Below are 17,412 nucleotides of genomic sequence, written 5' to 3' on the forward strand. Positions count from 1 at the left end.
AGTGTTTAAAAAGTGAATTGAAGCCCGCCGGTCACCGTACGTAAGGGTGGCAGGTACCCAATAATTGCAAATTCGGGGTCGGCACCTTTGTAGGGCGTTATTGTCAAAAGGTTTTGGCCCCTTAGTGTTGCGGTGCATTGCAACCCACCGAGCCATTTTTCAGGAACCTTGTAGGATAATGAAATGTTCTTTAGACGTATGAACGAGGCATCGGTGATGGCCCCGTCGCTGGTCATATAATTGCTGTAGGCCATCGCGGCAGGCCCGTTGTACCCCGCAGTGAACAACTGATAAGGGGCAGTATCGCCGGGGGATTGCCAACTGTTTGCCATAGCGGCAGGCTGGTTGGAAAAGCTGCCCGGTGCACCGAGTTGGGTCTCGGCCCTGTAAGCTTGCTTTTTTACGAACTGAAAAAGAAAGTCAAATTGCCAGTTACGGTACGTAAGCTGGTTATGCAACCCCCCGAAAAACCGCGGATTCAGGTTGCGGATGGTCTGCCGGTCTTCGGTTGGTGTAATAACCCCGTCACCGTTTACATCCTCAACCGTATATAAGCCTGTGTCAGGGTCAATGCCAGTGTATTTGTACAGCCTGACTATATTCAGGGGCTGCCCGATAACGTACTGGCTGGCATAGGTTGATGCCTCAAGGCCCGGGAAGTCCAGGAGCTTGTTGTTTGTTGCCGTAAGGTTTATATCGGTAACCCAGCGGAAAGAAGCCGTATCAAAATTAACAGTGCGCAATGTTACCTCAAGCCCGCTGTTCTCAACGGTTGCATCCAGGTTGGCCTGTAGGGAGCTGAAGCCTGTTGTGGCCGGAAGCGGTATGCCTACCAACTGGCTGGATGAGCGGTTTTGGAACCAGCCCAGAGTGGTAAAAATCCGGTCTTTCAAGAAACCGAGCTCCAGGGCGGCTTCAAATTTAGTATTCTTCTCCCAACCAAAGTTGGGGTTGTACAGCCTTGTAGGGTTAAGCCCGACAACGCCTGAGTAATTGCTGCTGCCGATCCCGTAGGTGTCCAGGTACTGGTAGTCCCCAATCTGGTCGTTGCCGCTGCTGCCATAGCTGGCACGTAGCTTACCAAAGCTCAAAAACGTCATTTTGTCTTTTACCGGCGCCTCTTCGCTGAAAATCCATGCCGCGCCGACCGCACCAAAATTTGCAAACCGCCTTTGCGGCCCAAAGCGGCTGGAAGCATCCCTGCGGCCGGTCAGGTTCAGGAAATATTTTTGTTTCCAGTCGTAGTTGATACGGGCAAAGGCCGCATTGTAGTTGTATTGGGCTTCGGTATCGCGCAGTGCAAAAAGCAACGCCGCTGCCGAGAGGTTATAGATCAGGGCATTGGATGTAAAGCCATCGGCTTCATGAACGAGTTGATTATCCACCTGTCTTTGGAATGTACTTCCCACCAGGACTTTTAGCGCGCCGCTGCCCAGCGCCTGTGCCCAGTTGAGCTGCGGTTCAATGATCCACGAGCTGCGCCTGGTGTCGTTGAGGTATAGTGTGGAAAACTCACTGGTGGCTTCCCATGCCGGGTCATACATTGTAGAGGGTAGTGTCCTTGTCTCTTTAGAGCGGGTGTCACTGTAGCCAAAACTTGATTTGAGCGACAGCCCTTTCAACAATTCGTAACCCAGTGTCAGGTTGGAAATCAGGTCCTGGGTGTTTGAAATATATTTACTCTCCAGGTTGCTTAGGGGATTGGTCCACGTACTGCCTTCCCAATTCAGTGTCCCGTCAGGATTATACAAGGCCGGCGCATTGGGTGCCAGTAGCAAGGCTGTACGGGTAAAGTCGGTACCGGGCTGGTTGTTTTTCTGAGCAGTATATCCGGCGGTAAAGGCGAGGGTAAATTTATGGTCTTCTGACGCATGGTTAACCGATGCCCTGAAAGTACCCTTGCGGTACTTGAAGTCCCCGGGAAACACGGTAGTTTCGTTGTGATACGCTGCCGATGTTAGAAATTGTGTTTGCCCACTGCCCCCGGAGGCGGCAGCTGTAAGGTCTTGATAGGCGGCAGTGCCCCCGAGGAGCTCCTTCTGCCAGTCGGTGTAACGGGTTTGGTCCCATGTGTCATTAATATCGTATGCGGAACCCGGATATTCGCTAACAGCATCATTGGCAAACGCGCCCCTGCGCATGGCAAGGTACTGCGGTGTATCCATCATATTGATAAAGTGTGCGACACTGCTGTATCCCGTATTTATCCCCACATTGTATTGCGTTTTACCGGCACGGCCTTTTTTGGTGGTAATCAGTACCACCCCGTTAGCACCCCGAGAGCCGTAAATGGCGGTAGCGTCTGCATCTTTGAGCACTTCGATACTTTCGATATCGCCCGGGTTAATACTGTTTAAGGGATTTAGCGTCCCCTGGATAATAGTTGAAGTATTGCTGTTCCCCAGGCTCTGGGAGCTGTAGGGCACCCCGTCCACAATGTACAACGGCGCATTGCCTTCGGCACGCAGGCTGTTCAGACCCCGTATTTGTATGTTAAACCCGCCGCCTGCCACGCCCGTATTCTGCACAATGTCGACACCAGCCATGCGTCCCTGCAGCGCGCCCAGTACATTTGTTACCGGCTGTTTCTCTATATCTTTGGCTGTAACGCGGGATATGCTACCGGTACTTTGCCGCTGGCTTACATTATAGTACCCCGCATTGACCACCACTTCCTGCAAGGTCGTAGTGTCCTCATTTAATTGTATTGTGCCGAGCTGGTTACCGGCAACGGTAACTTCAATTGATACATATCCCAGATATTCTAATATTAGTATATCCCCTGGAGCAGCCGCTATCGAAAAGCTGCCATCGGCGGCAGTCACCGTTGATACGGTAGTGCCTTTAATAGAAACGGATACCCCTTCCAATGGGCCGGTAGCATCCGATATGGTACCTTCGGTGTTTTGTTGTGGCAATGCTGCCAAAACCATTGCATTAGTAGTGTGGGCAGTAAGATCAGCGGGAAGTAAAAACATCAAAAATAAAAAAATAGATGCCCCGCCTTTGCCCAATATGGAAATTTTCATATATTGGTAAAGGTTAGTAAAACAGTAGTTTTGTTAGTCGCCTAAGGCCTTCTGAGATACCGCCAAGTAGAATCAGAAGGCTTTTCCTGTATAATAAAGTCTGTGTATTATATTATTATCCCTTTCCCATAGGCATACGGTATTAGTTCCCAATCAAAAAATATAAACATCCTGCACCTTTCCCTTCCAGGTACTAACCCAACTGTGAATTCAAAACGGGGTCCGGCGCAGGACTATTTTAAAGCCGATAAATGGCCAATAAACCAAAATGGATTGCGAAACTTAATACATTGCTTAGAACCAGCGAGTGAAGTATTCTCCTAAAAAGGAGGCGTGGGTAATCCTCAACTTATATCGACTTAAGGTACTGGTATACCCGCACACGAATAAGTGAGCCCACGCCATGTATGACGTGAGCATCAATCTTATCACCCCGTGTGCAAAAATTACCAGTTTCTAAGTCGGGACTCTAAGCGAATGCTTCTTTTAATTTTTTGAAGTTTCGCAAAATTATGTTATTCAGACAAAAATAACAAATAAAGCTTAATGCGCACCATGGTGCGCATTATTTTTTTGCGATTAAGTTTTCTTTGTTTCATGAATAATGTAAATAGTGAAATATGCAAATTTTTGTATAACCATTGGATTAAATCTTATAAATCCCAACGGTCATTCGCTGTTGATCATAATATTGAAGAAAATATTGTTCGTAAAATAAAAGCTTCAGCTCTGAAGATCAAAGATTATAATATTCCGGTCAAAACTTTAGCTAAAATATGTGAAGCTAAAAATATTAAGCTTTCAGATTTCTTCAAAGAAGTTGATTTATAACACGTATTATCCAACTAGTAATTAATTATGGCCAAACATTTGGATATTGAAAAATTCGAATTATTTCCACACGAACGAACGTTAGGTAAAGGCGATAATATTCCTAAAGGAAGAGGATTATACGCTTGGTATATAGATTTTTCAAAGTTTAAAAACTTTAATACCGTTGAAGAATTTTCTAAAAAAATAGAATTAATCAATAACCTTATAAGCCTAGATGCTATAACTGGAAATGTCAAGTCATTTTTTCGTAACTATAGTGTAAGCTTGAGCGAGAGCAGATTATTTATTGATAAATTTTTAATTGATGATACTGAAGAGGAAATTATCTTCGGTGATAAATTGAAAAATTTAAGTGTTGATGACTGTCGTAAAATAATGGAGTTACTTGCTAATTTTAGTATCTTAGTTAATCCTTTGTATGTTGGAATTTCGTCGTCATTACGGACAAGGTGGGAACAACATCACAAAGCGTTCACAACTATCAAGGAGCTTCAAGGTAATAATGAGGATGAAGGATATTTGAAAGCTTTAGCACAGAAGAGTTTTGGAGGAAGAGTTGCTTATAAGGGCTTTAACTGGGAATATTTGATTTTTGCGTGTGTAGAGAAAGATATTGATAGAAAGTTAATCAACGAAACAGAATTTTTAATAAATAGATTATATAATCCTTTATTTGGGAGAAAGTGATATGAGTACAACTTTTGCTAAGCCATTTAAACCAGAAAAGTTCCCAATGTCGATTGCAGGAGATTTTGGAACTTTTTACACAGACAGAAAATCTCCGGTTTTCTACATAAACACGTCATTCAACATAAATGATATTGGTAATTTAAAACCTGTTAGGGAAATTTTAGATGTGTCTCAGGTAGACTTTGAGGAGCTTGTACAGAGAGATTTGGATGATTTTCGTATTCGTAGAGATATTGCGAATTATTTAACGGATGGCATGGGGTATAAATTCTTCCCTCCAATTGTGGTTGCAATGACACAGCCGGACGATACAAGAAGGGCAATAAAAAGATTTTATCCAAGTATAAAAACAAGATTAATAAATGGTGAGAATCCTCAATTTGAATTAGAATTCGAGGATTCCTTTTGTGTACGTTGGTTTTTAGATGATTCAGATAGTTTGTTGTCGCTGCCGACGGAAATCAGATGGAAAAGTGAGCAAACTCACTTAATGGCTGTAGATGGGCAACATCGATTGGTAGCACTTCAAGCTATTAGAGGTTTGATTGGTAATGATAGACTTAAGAGCTTTTATAAGGACATTTCTAGGGACAAGGATAAGCTTAATAATCTAACGGTTCCAGTCACAATATTATTTTTTCCTAATTCTATTGACAAAGTTAGCCCAGAAAGTATAGAACATTTAGAAAAGTTTTTTCCAAAAATCCAATGGGATATTGAGCAGAAAGCAGATGTCAAGCAGGTCCTGAGAAATATATTTGTAGATGTAAACAAAACTGCTAAGCAACCTAGTAAATCTAGAACGATTCTGTTAGATGAAAAGGACTTGACTTCGGTTTTTACAAGAAAGGTTTTTTCATCAATAAAGAACGACCTTCCTGATATCTATACCGCGGTGTTAGAATATAACTCATTAAATGGTAAAGAAACTCAAATTGAAAAAAACAGGTCGCTATTTACAACTATAGGTATAGTTAATAATATTTGTGAATATTTATTTAAGGATCAGCCTAATGATTTTGGATCGAATTTTAGGATTAGATTAGGCCTAGATCAAGAATTAAATGTTCCAACCTCTGAAGAGTTTCCCGTTGAACAACTAAAACCAACTGAATTTTCACTACTACAGCGTAGCAAGTGCGAAGAATTATTTGAGCTAAAATGGTTGCCATCTTTTAAAATTTTATACACATCTCTATTGCCCTACAGTAGAATGATTGAACTTGTTTCGGAAGTTTACGCACATTATAAAAAAAGGCAGGAAAAAGATGATTACAATATAAATGAAGATGAGGCTTATAAAGTATTATTTGGCGGCAGTGAAGAGCGGTTTGTCTTGGAAAATAATGCTAAAGTTTTGACTAACTCTTCAAGTAAGTTGTCACTGAAGTTACTTAAGGATATTGAAAAAGGCATAAAAGATAAGGTCGAGCATCATACTATTTTCTACACATTGATGTTCCAAAAAGCTATTTTTGAAGCAATATCAGATTTAATTAGTAATAATTTTTTTGAAAATGATCATTATGCTACGGAAGAGGAATTACAAAACATGATTGCACAAATGAACATTTTTATTAAAGATACTCCAAGTGGATCATTCTTTGATAATAAGTCAGCAGTCTATGGTTTAATAGTGGGTAGTAAAGCTTCGCCAGAAGCTTCAAAATTTGTGAGTGCTCTAATTGTGCTCATCTTATTAAAATACAAATCAAAAACTAATCCTTTGTTAGGAGGTATTGATGTAAAAGATGAACAGATTGATACAATAACATCTTCAAAACTTGAAATTTTGGAAAAGAGAATTCAAGAGCTACTAGAAAAAGAGTTTGAGGGAATTGCATCTACAAAATTGAAAAGGCAGGAAATTAAAGTTACCGCGGAAACAAATAAAATTAAAGCCAAGACTGATACAAGCGCATTAAATTTAGATAGAGATAAATATGTTGAAAAGAATATAAAAGTACATATTTTGAGTCTTAAAAAAAGTTTAAGCTTAAAGTAGCGTTACAGATCTAAATCTAACTGTATAGCATTATAGTCGGCATTTTTGAAATGTATTTGTTTCAAAAATGCTGCCTTATTGCATGAAATAAAAATACAATCTGCTTCACATTCACCTTTATTACAATCTTCAGCACAATAGTATTTTTTACCTACTAATGTGCTAAAGAATGTACTCGATGCAAAAGATTTACAATCTTTAGAATTAACATCTTCTGCTGCGTAAATGAGCATTTGCATCGTCATTAAAATTAATCTACTACAAATATTAATTAAAACTGGTTGCAGAGGTAATCTATTTAAATCATAATCTAAAGGTTCCGGAAAAAAAAAGTCCCCATGCATAATGTCATTTCTAACCTTATATAGGATATACAGACCAAGTCCATTTCGATCAATACAATCGTGCAGAGTATCCTTTTGGAGCTCGCTTCCTGTGGAGTAGCAATAAGCTGTTTTTACCAGATTTATGAGCCTACCGTATTCAAAGCTAAAGAATTGTTTATCTAATTTACTTTTAATAAAGTATGTTGCAGCATTGATTTTGCCTTTTCTAATTGGACAGTTCTTAAGTTTTAAGGATGTAATGTAACTTTCGAGCCCGCTGTACAAATAAGTAAAGAAAGTGATTTCAGAAACTAGAGATTTAAAAAGATCTTGTTTTGCACTTTCATATTCATAAGATGGTCTGCAGTAGTAGAAGCTTGCGTCGTAATTTATGCCATCGTAGTCAATGTCTTTGATACTCCATGCAATATGGAACCAAGACGAGATTTTTGCATCTTGTAAGTAGTCAGAAATGGCTTTTGAATGCATGCCAAGATCAATTAGACTGCCATTTATATTTTTCACTTCTTCAATTATGTCGTTGTAAATTTTCTGATCAATCATACCCCATATATAATAAATGATTTACTAAAGAGACTATCCTGCTCTAAATTACAATTCTTTTTTAGTTTGAGATCATAGTCGACAGTCGTCTATTGTACAATTGTCTACAATATTGCACTTTGGCAATATGGATGATGTTAAAATTAAATTTGGAAATAAGGTAAAAGTACTTCGTCTTGAAAAGGGTATTTCACAGGAAAAGCTTGCTGAATTAGCTGATTTAGACCGTACTTATATTCCCGGCATAGAGGCCGGTAAGCGAAATGTTTCCATTGTAGTAGTTGAAAAAATTGCTGCTGCATTTAACATTTCGATATCCAAGCTATTCATGGACATCTAATTCCGCTACAAGTGAAAGATAACTTTAGTTCTATTCAATTCCCTGAAACATTAAAGGTGTCCACGTCAAGTGAAATGATACCATTGGAATTTTTTGGCAGGGTTATTCCTCTTTCCAAAAAGATACAATTTAAGTTGGGATATTTCAGTTCTAACTCCATATCCACACTTGCTTATGGCTTCGCTCAATTTATCTTTCAAGGTGGCTCCATAGATTTCTTAATTAACCATTTTGTTAGTGATGATGATTATAAGTTGATAAACAATGAGGTAGCAGCATCACCCAATTTTTATCAAACTATCGAAGATGAAATTATCCATGACCTTCAGAAGTTAAGTGATGTCTTTAGCAAAAGGCAAGTAAATCATTTTTACAATTGTCTTAGGTATTTACTGGATAATGGAAGAATATCGATTACACCGGTAACCACTAAGACTGGTCAAATATCACATTACAAGGAGGCGCTTTTCTGGGATAAGGATGGACATGTCCTCAACATAGTCGGCAGCTGTAACTTTACTTACAAAGGAATCGTATGTAATGGTGAAAGCCTAAGGGTCAGCAGATCATGGGGAGAAAATTCTGAAAGGGCAAATATAGCTAGCGAACTGCTGGATTATCGGAAGATATTTGCCAAGGAGTCTAGTGAATTTATTTATTTGGACCCATCAAGACTCATAAATATCATTAAAGAAAACTCGCAGTCACTGAGTGAGCAGCAACTATTAGAGGAAGAGCTTGGGCTAGTCGAAAACCTGAACAGCGGTAGAGACGATGAAAGGATACGAATAGAAAAAGTAAATCAGCTGCTTAAAGAGCAATTTGAACAGACAATAGAGCGTATTGTTTCAAGTCCAACCTTTCCAAAACCATTTAGCCCAAGGCCGTACCAGATTCAGGCGTATTACAATTGGGTCAAAAATAACCACTCCGGAATTTTTGGTATGGCAACAGGGACCGGCAAAACTAAAACCTCATTAAATTGCCTTCTAAACGAATATCAGATGTCAGGAAACTATCGTGCCATTATCCTCGTGCCCTCTATAGCATTACTGGAGCAATGGGAGGAAGAAGTATTACTATTTAACTTTACTAATATCATTATAGCTGGAGGAGGAAACAATTGGGAAAAGGATTTTTCGAATTACGTTAGTAACTATGGGGGTGGAATTAAACGGGATTTAATCATCGTATCGACCTATGCAAGCTTTTCATCCCACCGCTTTCAGAAGTATTTTGCCAAAATTGAGGAAGACTTTTTACTTATTGCTGACGAAGCGCATAATATGGGAGCGAATGACTTAAAAAAAACGATGATTAAGTCACGAATTAAAAAGAAAATAGGCTTATCAGCTACACCCAAGCGCGTTTATGATCCGGAAGGAACCGATTTTATAGATTCATATTTTAATGATAAAGAGCCCTACACTTATAACTTTTCTATGAAAGAGGCAATGAGGGAAGGATTTTTGTGCGATTATAAATATTATCCGGTACTAGTAGAGCTAAATGACGACGAACTCGAAGAATATATTGAAATTTCAAAAAAGCTTTTACGTTACTTCGATTTTGAAAAGAACGAGTTTAAAAAAGACCCCACAGTTGAACGATTACTACTTAAGAGAAAAAATATAATACATAAAGCTAGCAACAAACTCAATAGATTTAAAGAAATTCTGCTCGAACTGCAACGGCTGAAAAAATTAAAATATGTTTTTACATATGTACCGGAAGGGTTTATTTATGAAGAGGATGGGGCCTCTGAACGCATGCTCGACAAGTTTTTACTTGCTGGGAATGAAGTCATGCCGACGATGAAAATGAATTCATACATTGCAGATGGACAAAATTTAAAGGATATTTTGCGCGGCTTTTCGGAAGGGCGGATTGATATGTTACTTGCTATGAAAATGCTTGATGAAGGCGTTGACGTACCACGGGCTGAAGTCGGAATTTTTGCTAGTTCGACTGGAAATCCACGTCAATTTATCCAACGGAGAGGCCGGTTATTAAGAAAGCACAAAGATAAAACCTATGCTACAATATTTGATATGGTAGTTGTTCCCCGCGTCAATGACAATAATGTAGAGTTATTTAATATGGAGCGCAGTATGGTGAATAATGAGTTGCGAAGGGTAGGCTATTTCGCAAGCCTGGCAATGAATTTTTATGACTCTAAAGATGCTTTAGATCAAGTTTGCGCAAAGTATGACTTAGATTTGGATACGATTATAAACGAACTGTAGAGATGGATAGAAACCAAGTTTTGCGAGAAATACTTTCTGATGAAGAATTGTGTCGAAAGTACAACATTAAAGACGTTGAGAAGCTTACTGCCAATGCACCTTACCATAATAAGGTTGTAGAAGTCATGTCGGTCATCATTAATGAGAACGATAATAATTTAAGTGAATCACAGATATATAAAAAGATTAAGAACATTCACAACATAGGGTAATGGCTTCAATAATTAATAGCATATCATTTAAGAACTTCTTCAACTATTACGGTGACTATTATCAGACGCGCTATGATTTTGAGGAAGGTATAAATTTGGTGGTCGCGGATAATGGTGCTGGTAAATCCAAATTTTTCAACGCGTTTTTGTGGTTATTCTACGATCAAGTTCTTGACTCAGATGATAAAATAAAAAAAGGCATAAAGGACATAGCCGTTAAGATTATCTCGGATAAAGCAAAAATCGAAACCGCTATTGGCGACAGTGTGGAAACAGGTATTCAGATAGAATATTCTACAGTCAGGTATAAGTATCAAATAACAAAATCATTCAAAGCTACCAGACTCAGTCAAAATATTACTAGTGCTGAAAGCTGGCAAATTATTATAAATGATGTAGAAGTAAATCGAAACGACCACGTTTTGCCTCGATATACTCCTGTTTATGATGCGGATGAGAAGCTTAATATTATTAAGCAGCTGATACTTCCAACTTTAAGACAGTATTCATTTTTTCAAGGTGAAGAAGTTGACAGTATAATTGATTTTGGAAAGAAGTCAAGCATTGAGGAAGCCGTCCGTACTTTGACAGATATAAGCAAGTACGAAGAGCTTGTAGCGCTTACAAAGGAATTCAAGGAGAAGGCAGAAAAGGATCTTAATCGACAGACAAAGGCTAATTCCGAGCACAATGAAAGGCTTGAAAGAGCAATTAGTGTAAAGGAAGATTTGGAACAATCTTTAACTAGTGAGGAAATTAAACTGGCTGAATATGAAAAGTTATATGATGATGCCGAGCAAGAAAAGAACAATCTGGAACAGAATTTTTCTAATGCAGAAAAGCGTAATGAACTTGATAATAAAATAAAAGAAAAAAGTAAAAGAACCAATGAAGTTGCCGATGAGTATAGCATTTTTTTGGAAACCATCAATAACAGGTTTTTTGACGGCAATTTTTCATGGATATCTCTTGGCTTTGACAACATAGTCGAAGATTTTCAGTCAAAGATTCAGCAGTATAGAGAAGTTCATTATGAAAAAAAGGCACTTAAAACTTTAAGCAGTGGTACAAGTAAACATTTTCAGTTCTTGCCAATTGATTCTCCTGATACGGTGTCGTTAAAAAACATGATAGATCATGAGCATTGTTATGTATGCGACCGTCCAGCAATTGCAGGGAGTAAAGAATATGAGCATCTTGTAGCGTTGAAAAATAGGCCTATAGATGCGAAAAACGATGCTGAGTATGTTAAGAATAATTTCAACAACTTTTTTAGCGACTTACAGATAAATGCGCAGCCTTTCTACAATAAAATCTCTTCAATAGGTGACAGTATACTAAAAACCAGAGAGAAGGAAATAGTTCTTAATGACAAGTTAACGAAATTAAAGAAAGAGCTTAAATCGCTAAAGGATCATCGGAAAGATATTTTAATTGCCGGTAGTGACGAAGAAGATGCACTAACTATAATAAATCGCTACAAAGGCGCGATTAGACGCCTATCTGATGCATCATTTCAAATTGAGAAGCTTCGGGAAAACATTAAAAAGACGAAAGCAAGCATTTTAAATACTGATAAGGAAATTCAGTCTTTGAGACCATCAAATATACCAGAAGGATATTTATTAAATTATCAAATTGGAGCAGACCTTGCAATAGCGACAGAAAATGCCAAAAACAGAGTGTTTGACAGTATGGTTAACTTATTGGAAAAATATGCTAACAAACATTTCCAAAACTTAATAAAATATAATGACTTAGCCGGTGGGATTTTAAAATTTGAAAAGTCTCCGTCTGGATCGATACTTTTTAACTATATAGATAGCAATGGAAATATTGTTCATGGAAGCTCTGAAGGTTTCCAAAGAATGAAAAAGTTTTCAGTTGTAATGGCAGTGATTTCTGCCAATACAACTCAATATAATTACCCACTCCTTGCTGATGCGCCACTGTCAGCTTTCGGATCCGCTTTTACTGAAGGCTTTTTTGAAGCTGTTGGCGAAGTTTTTCCACAAAGCATTATCCTTGTTAATGACCTTTTTGAAAACGATGATGAAATGAAATTAAATGAACTCGGTAAGAAAATTATCAAAAAAGATTTTATAAAAAGGGTTTACGTAAATAAAGTTGATAAGGATAAAGAACAAATTGAACGTACAACGGATAAAATTAAATTGAAGTAATGACGAGTCAGGAATTTAAAGCACAGATACTGATCAAACGACCGCGATATGCCAATTCGAGGATACCGGTAATTGAAATTTTAGCGAATAAGGGAAGCAGAAAGTCAGAGTATAGTCAATTTGGACCTATTTATGAGCTTTACATTTATGCATTTCTCTTGGGCCTAAAAAAAGGAAGGAGACTGCCATTACCTCCGCGAGAATTAACCTCCGATTTTGGCTTAGAGATTGGAAGGTGGAAGAGAGAATCCAGGCTAACGGATTTCTTGCTGATGATAATTTTTACACGCAATGAAGAAATTGGTTTTGACTGGAACGAGTTAGAAGATATGGACGAGACTGAAATTACTAATACAGTGTCGCGAATCATCAATTTTATCGAAGAGTACGCTAATGGAGGTTTAGAATATTTACATGATTTGCTAGAGAAAGGGCAACTTGAAAATTCGCACTATATGTTTATAGATATGTACAAATAAGTAGGCTAGCTTTATTAAAGCATAGCCAGCCCCGCCTCAATCTTTTCTACTAGAAAGTCAAATCCATCCATGTTATTAAGATTGTTTACCTCATCGTTAAGTAAGGTAAGGCCATCGTCTATGTGCATTTTTATATATCGTGATATATCTTTATCCGTTTTATAAATTCCATAATGTACGCAGATTAAACCTATGTAAATATCGTCATGATCGCCGAATAATACAGCTTTTGAATATTCTTTACCATGCGAGTCAGCGATTTCAGTAAGATCTAGTTTACGTTCCTTCGACAAAGAGTAATTGAATGCAATCCTCGCTACGACATTTTCTGTACCGAGTCCTAATTTTCTAGTCAGTTGAGTAACAACGTCTTTATTTACCTTACTGGTCTTAATTTGCGTAAACATTGGCTTCTTCTTTAATATGGTTAAATAACTTGTCTACGTCATAGGACTTAAAACCGCTGCCGTTACTTGTATTTTCGATTACAAATACTTTGTTTACATTAGGTTTTAAATAATCATATTCCAATTCGGATAGTTCCTTTTCGAGTAGCGGGAACAATACTACCTGATCAGATATTGCGGGATAGAACTCTTTAATTATATTTTTTGAATGATACTTATCAAATTTTTGTAAAGGACTATCAATAAACACCGGAAATTTGATTCCTGATTCATCTACCAGTGCTTTAAGCAACGCTGTAGCATATAATTGCTGCTCGCCTTTTGACAAAGAATCTTTGTCGATAATATTTTCACTTTTGTCCAGTAGATCAATATCCATTACATCATCCATTACATTTACGCGGACATTATAAATGAAGTCGTTTTTGTGCATTATTTTTCTGAGACCAAGTAAAAGGGATTTTTGCAGGGAATATTTTTTATCTTCCTTGATATTTATAATTATAGTATTTATCTTCTCCAATAATACCTTTGTTACTTCGTGCTTTTTCTGGTCAACTTTAATAATTTTGAACTTCTTTTCCAGTTCAGCGAGTAATCGGGCATTTGTCGTTTGTTTGTTTTTCAGCCCACCCAGTGTTTCAATTAGTTTATTTTTTTCAGATGTTGCGGTGGCAATTTTTCCATCCGCCTCGATTTTCTCCTCTCTTAGCTTTTGTGCAAGGTGATTATCTTTCCTTGCTTCGGCCTGTTTTATCTTATGATAAACCTTTGACAAATACATCCTATTATTTTTCTCTTCCTGTACAACAGCATTGAACTGGTTAGAAAATGTTGTCCTTATATTATTGTAGATGGCTTCAAAATTCCGGAATTGTTCTGCTGTGTAATCTAATAAAATTTTCTCCGTTGAGCCGGCCATACTCTTTTGCCTGTTATTTATAGTCGTTTTCAGCGCTTCAACAACTTTCGCCTTGTCGGAAAGCTCTAATCCCAGGTTGCTTAGATTCTTAATAAGATCAACAGAAAATGACGACAGTTGCTCACTTAATATAAACTTGTCTACTGTATCGGTATGAAATTTTTGTTCAAAAACCAATTGATTGTAGAGGTCTTTTATCTTCCTTCCTGAAACAACCAATGGCGCTATGTCCATAAGCTTTTTAAGTTTGCTTTTGATTTCATCAGATTCTTTTTTCAGTATATCCCTTTCTGCCTTCATTGATTGCAGCTCTTCAAGGGTGATGCCATTACCTTCACGAATCAATTTTTCCTGGATATTGTCACTTAACGCTTTATGGTTGGCTATCTCTTTATCGTAACTTGTTTGTTTCTCAAGATTGAAATCAATAAGTTTTTGTAAATCGCTTTCCTCTTCTGTAAGAAGCTCAAGTTTTTTTTGCTCCAATGGTGAAGCCCCATTTCTTTTTAACTTAGTTAGAAGTGTCTCCAAGTTCCTTTTCAGGTCTTCGTATTTTTTGATTCCTAAAACTTCAGAATATGCCTTGCTTAAATTTTTAAGTTCAGGGCGGGTTTTTGCTTCTGCTAACGATACAATCTTTTCAGCATCGAAGAAGAAAAATTTAGCTATTTCGCGTGGTAAAATAAAGTCATTTATAAATACTTCAAAACCTACTTCCCTTGTAAGCTCATTTTCGAGCCCATCAATGAATATATGTAGTTCTTCAACATCTGAACGCAAATCGTACGATCTTCGAAGTACAACCGATTTACATGGAATTGACGGAATAAGAATGTCTTTAAGCTCAATTTCAACGGCAACCACCGGTACAACATTTTTTTCCGCTTCATATTGGGATTTTACATCGCGGTTTAGCAGTGATTTAATAAACTTTTCATATCCTCCTGCACTCTTGATGTCTTTTTTATACTTTTCCTCAACTTCGCCCATCATTTTGCCGTAAAATACCCAAATTAATGACGTCAGGAAGGTAGTTTTTCCAAATCCATTCTTACCTGCTACAATGCTGATATTTTTCGAACCGTCAGGAGAGAAGATAATTTCATTATCTCCTTTATAAATCCTGAAATTTTTAAAATGTATCTTATTTATTTTCATTTATCATTTCATTTACAAAGGATTCAATCCTTTTTTCTACGTCATTATGAAGCCCATACTTAGAAATCATCAGCGTTTTGGTTTCCTGTAAGGCTATCAGATTATCAATAAGGTTAAAGTACGATATATCATCTTGACAAACCTCACGAACGATCCTGCGTTCAGTATCATCCAGTGTTTTTATATTATTTGTAGTGATATCTTTATTGTATATCTTTTTATAAAGGTCACCTACGGTAAAGTCAAAAAAACCATCCCTATTCCAAATCACCTGGATGGCAATCAATTCCTGGTTGTTGATAAGGGTGATAAATGGACGCTCATTTTGAATCTCCTTTTGGACTGTAAGGAGATCCTTTAATATTTCATAGCGGTACACTTCTTCGTAAGTGCCATTATTGGACCCGTCTTCCCTCACAGCTGCTTGGCCATTACGCCTTTTATCTTTTCTGTTTTCAGATAGATTACGGCCTTCGATCAGGCGATTACGGAAATCTAATAAAGGTTGCATCCAATTTCGACCGTTATTAACCAAAGATGTCATTGATTTATCGTTTTTGACAACTGTACAGGTCCAGCAACCGAACCTGCTTTGTCCGCAAGAGCTATGCTCTTTATCGACGACGACAGTAGGACATTCATAGTCGTCAGAGCTTGCATCTGCGTATATCTGGAAAAGAATAGAATTGTCAAACTTCCAGGGTGATGCAACCGTATTAATGATGTACCACACTTCATCAAGCAGCATCTCCTTAATCGGTGCATATGTATAGGTATTTATTGAAGTCTGATGTTTAGAAAGCCTTTTCCCAGTTACTTCGTGTCTTCGGATTGAACGCTCTCTTGTAGCACTTTCATCATAGCGGGTACCCAATAATACGATTGCCTCTCCCATCTCGTCTATCTGCTCTACCAAGAAGTTTGAGGTGGGGCGAATTTTTAACTTATCTGTACACCACCTAAAAGAGTTATTAGGTACTGGATATCCTTTTCCAATTACATTGATCCAAAATGTTTCCTCAAGCTTGGGAGTTGTCTTCTTAACGAAAATAGGTAAGTCTTGATTTCTAGCTTCTTCTGTTATCTTAGCGAGTACGTCTTCAACATAATTGGCAATTATCGGATTCTCTACCATTGTGTCATTGCACACCACGTAGACCCTTCTGCGTAATTGAAATGGATAAGGTGTCGTTTCCCTTATCCTTAAAAGTGCAATCCAAACTAATGTGAGAAGTACTGTAGAATCTTTTCCTCCACTAAACCCAATAATCCAGGGTCTATCTGATTTATCGGCATACATGTACTGATCTGTTATTTCAGCTATGATACCTTCAACTTTTTTATTTCTAATAGGAGCCATTCGGGAAAATTTACTATTTTAAAAATAAAATATTTTTAAAAATAATTCATGCAAATTTAGGCTTATTATAAACAATTTTTACAATTTGGGATAAACCTTTATTTTAAAATTTTATCCGTAATCACAAGTCCTATTGTTTCTTTGATGGGTTACCAATGTTAAAAAGTATATAATCGCTTGTATTGCAGTTCTAAATAGAAAGGCAGATTGCTATACCACATTATTGTCTTTATACATTGACGCATATTCTTTTATTTGATTTATCATTGCTACCAGCCCATTTGCCCTTGTTGGTGCTAGAAAATCTTTTAAGCCAATTTCTTTAATGAAGTGGGTATCCGCGGCGATTATATCTTCAGGTAAGTTATCCGAGAATACCTCCAGCAAAATGGCGATAATTCCCTTAATAATTGCGGTATCGCTATCCGCACTATATAATATTTTTCCATCCACAAATTCAGCTCGCAGCCATACTTTAGACTGACAGCCACGAATCAAATTATTCTCAATCTTATGCGAATCTGGATAGTTGTTCAATAAGCGGCCCACATTGATAATATGTTCATAAGTGTCATTCCAGTCCTCAAAGAGAGAAAAATCATTAATAATTTTTTGTTGTTTTTCGGGGATAGACATCGGTAATAAGGACGTATGATT

The 17,412-nt window shown here is 37.6% G+C and carries 13 protein-coding genes; 7 read left to right on the plus strand and 6 right to left on the minus strand.

All coding sequences use genetic code 11. The annotated features are described in order from the left end of the window. Window positions 1-5: 5 nt before the first annotated feature. Window positions 6-2,978: a SusC/RagA family TonB-linked outer membrane protein gene (locus GR160_RS10665; RefSeq protein WP_237421208.1), complete on the minus strand. Its 2,973-nt coding sequence runs from the start codon at window positions 2,976-2,978 to the stop codon at window positions 6-8. 648 nt (window positions 2,979-3,626) lie between these two features. Between GR160_RS10665 and GR160_RS10670 the strand changes: the two genes are divergently transcribed. The 3 genes from GR160_RS10670 to GR160_RS10680 are packed head-to-tail and all read left to right on the plus strand — an operon-like array spanning window position 3,627 to window position 6,558. Continuing rightward, complete coding sequence (locus GR160_RS10670) at window positions 3,627-3,860, plus strand: transcriptional regulator (protein WP_160749857.1); 234 nt, start codon at window positions 3,627-3,629, stop codon at window positions 3,858-3,860. Window positions 3,861-3,887: 27 nt separating this feature from the next. Next, window positions 3,888-4,550, plus strand: coding sequence for a hypothetical protein (locus tag GR160_RS10675; RefSeq protein ID WP_160749858.1), 663 nt, complete (start codon window positions 3,888-3,890; stop codon window positions 4,548-4,550). Beyond that, the gene (locus GR160_RS10680) at window positions 4,537-6,558 is read left to right on the plus strand and encodes a DNA sulfur modification protein DndB (protein ID WP_160749859.1); all 2,022 of its coding nucleotides are present in this window, start codon (window positions 4,537-4,539) and stop codon (window positions 6,556-6,558) included. The genes GR160_RS10675 and GR160_RS10680 overlap by 14 nt, the downstream gene beginning before the upstream one ends. Before the next feature lie 2 nt (window positions 6,559-6,560). Here GR160_RS10680 and GR160_RS10685 read toward each other — a convergent pair whose 3' ends face one another. Continuing rightward, window positions 6,561-7,448 carry a hypothetical protein gene (locus tag GR160_RS10685; protein WP_160749860.1) on the minus strand — a complete coding sequence of 296 codons (888 nt, stop codon included), beginning with the start codon at window positions 7,446-7,448 and terminating at the stop codon, window positions 6,561-6,563. Between the two features lie 100 nt (window positions 7,449-7,548). Here GR160_RS10685 and GR160_RS10690 point away from each other — a divergent pair, with 100 nt between their 5' ends. From GR160_RS10690 to GR160_RS10705, 4 genes are all read left to right on the plus strand, one after another. Further along, complete coding sequence (locus GR160_RS10690) at window positions 7,549-7,788, plus strand: helix-turn-helix domain-containing protein (RefSeq protein ID WP_237421209.1); 240 nt, start codon at window positions 7,549-7,551, stop codon at window positions 7,786-7,788. A gap of 11 nt (window positions 7,789-7,799) precedes the next feature. Continuing rightward, window positions 7,800-10,034 carry a DEAD/DEAH box helicase family protein gene (locus GR160_RS10695; RefSeq protein ID WP_160749861.1) on the plus strand — a complete coding sequence of 745 codons (2,235 nt, stop codon included), beginning with the start codon at window positions 7,800-7,802 and terminating at the stop codon, window positions 10,032-10,034. Window positions 10,035-10,245: 211 nt separating this feature from the next. Next, window positions 10,246-12,429, plus strand: a complete 2,184-nt coding sequence (locus GR160_RS10700) for an AAA family ATPase (RefSeq protein WP_160749862.1) — start codon at window positions 10,246-10,248, stop codon at window positions 12,427-12,429. A gap of 272 nt (window positions 12,430-12,701) precedes the next feature. Further along, window positions 12,702-12,908, plus strand: coding sequence for a hypothetical protein (locus GR160_RS10705; protein WP_160749863.1), 207 nt, complete (start codon window positions 12,702-12,704; stop codon window positions 12,906-12,908). A gap of 14 nt (window positions 12,909-12,922) precedes the next feature. On the opposite strand, the gene GR160_RS10710 is transcribed toward GR160_RS10705, so the two are convergent. The 4 genes from GR160_RS10710 to GR160_RS10725 form a co-directional block, all read right to left on the minus strand. Continuing rightward, window positions 12,923-13,315: a DndE family protein gene (locus tag GR160_RS10710; protein WP_160749864.1), complete on the minus strand. Its 393-nt coding sequence runs from the start codon at window positions 13,313-13,315 to the stop codon at window positions 12,923-12,925. Further along, window positions 13,299-15,395, minus strand: a complete 2,097-nt coding sequence (locus tag GR160_RS10715; RefSeq protein WP_160749865.1) for an AAA family ATPase — start codon at window positions 15,393-15,395, stop codon at window positions 13,299-13,301. The genes GR160_RS10710 and GR160_RS10715 overlap by 17 nt, the downstream gene beginning before the upstream one ends. Further along, window positions 15,382-16,755 carry a DNA phosphorothioation system sulfurtransferase DndC gene (dndC, locus tag GR160_RS10720; protein ID WP_202390764.1) on the minus strand — a complete coding sequence of 458 codons (1,374 nt, stop codon included), beginning with the start codon at window positions 16,753-16,755 and terminating at the stop codon, window positions 15,382-15,384. The genes GR160_RS10715 and dndC overlap by 14 nt, the downstream gene beginning before the upstream one ends. 210 nt (window positions 16,756-16,965) lie before the next feature. Continuing rightward, window positions 16,966-17,391, minus strand: a complete 426-nt coding sequence (locus tag GR160_RS10725; RefSeq protein WP_160749866.1) for a SufE family protein — start codon at window positions 17,389-17,391, stop codon at window positions 16,966-16,968. Window positions 17,392-17,412: the final 21 nt, after the last annotated feature.

The organism is Flavobacterium sp. Sd200 (genome assembly GCF_009826935.1).
Classification (GTDB): Bacteria; Bacteroidota; Bacteroidia; order Flavobacteriales; family Flavobacteriaceae; genus Flavobacterium.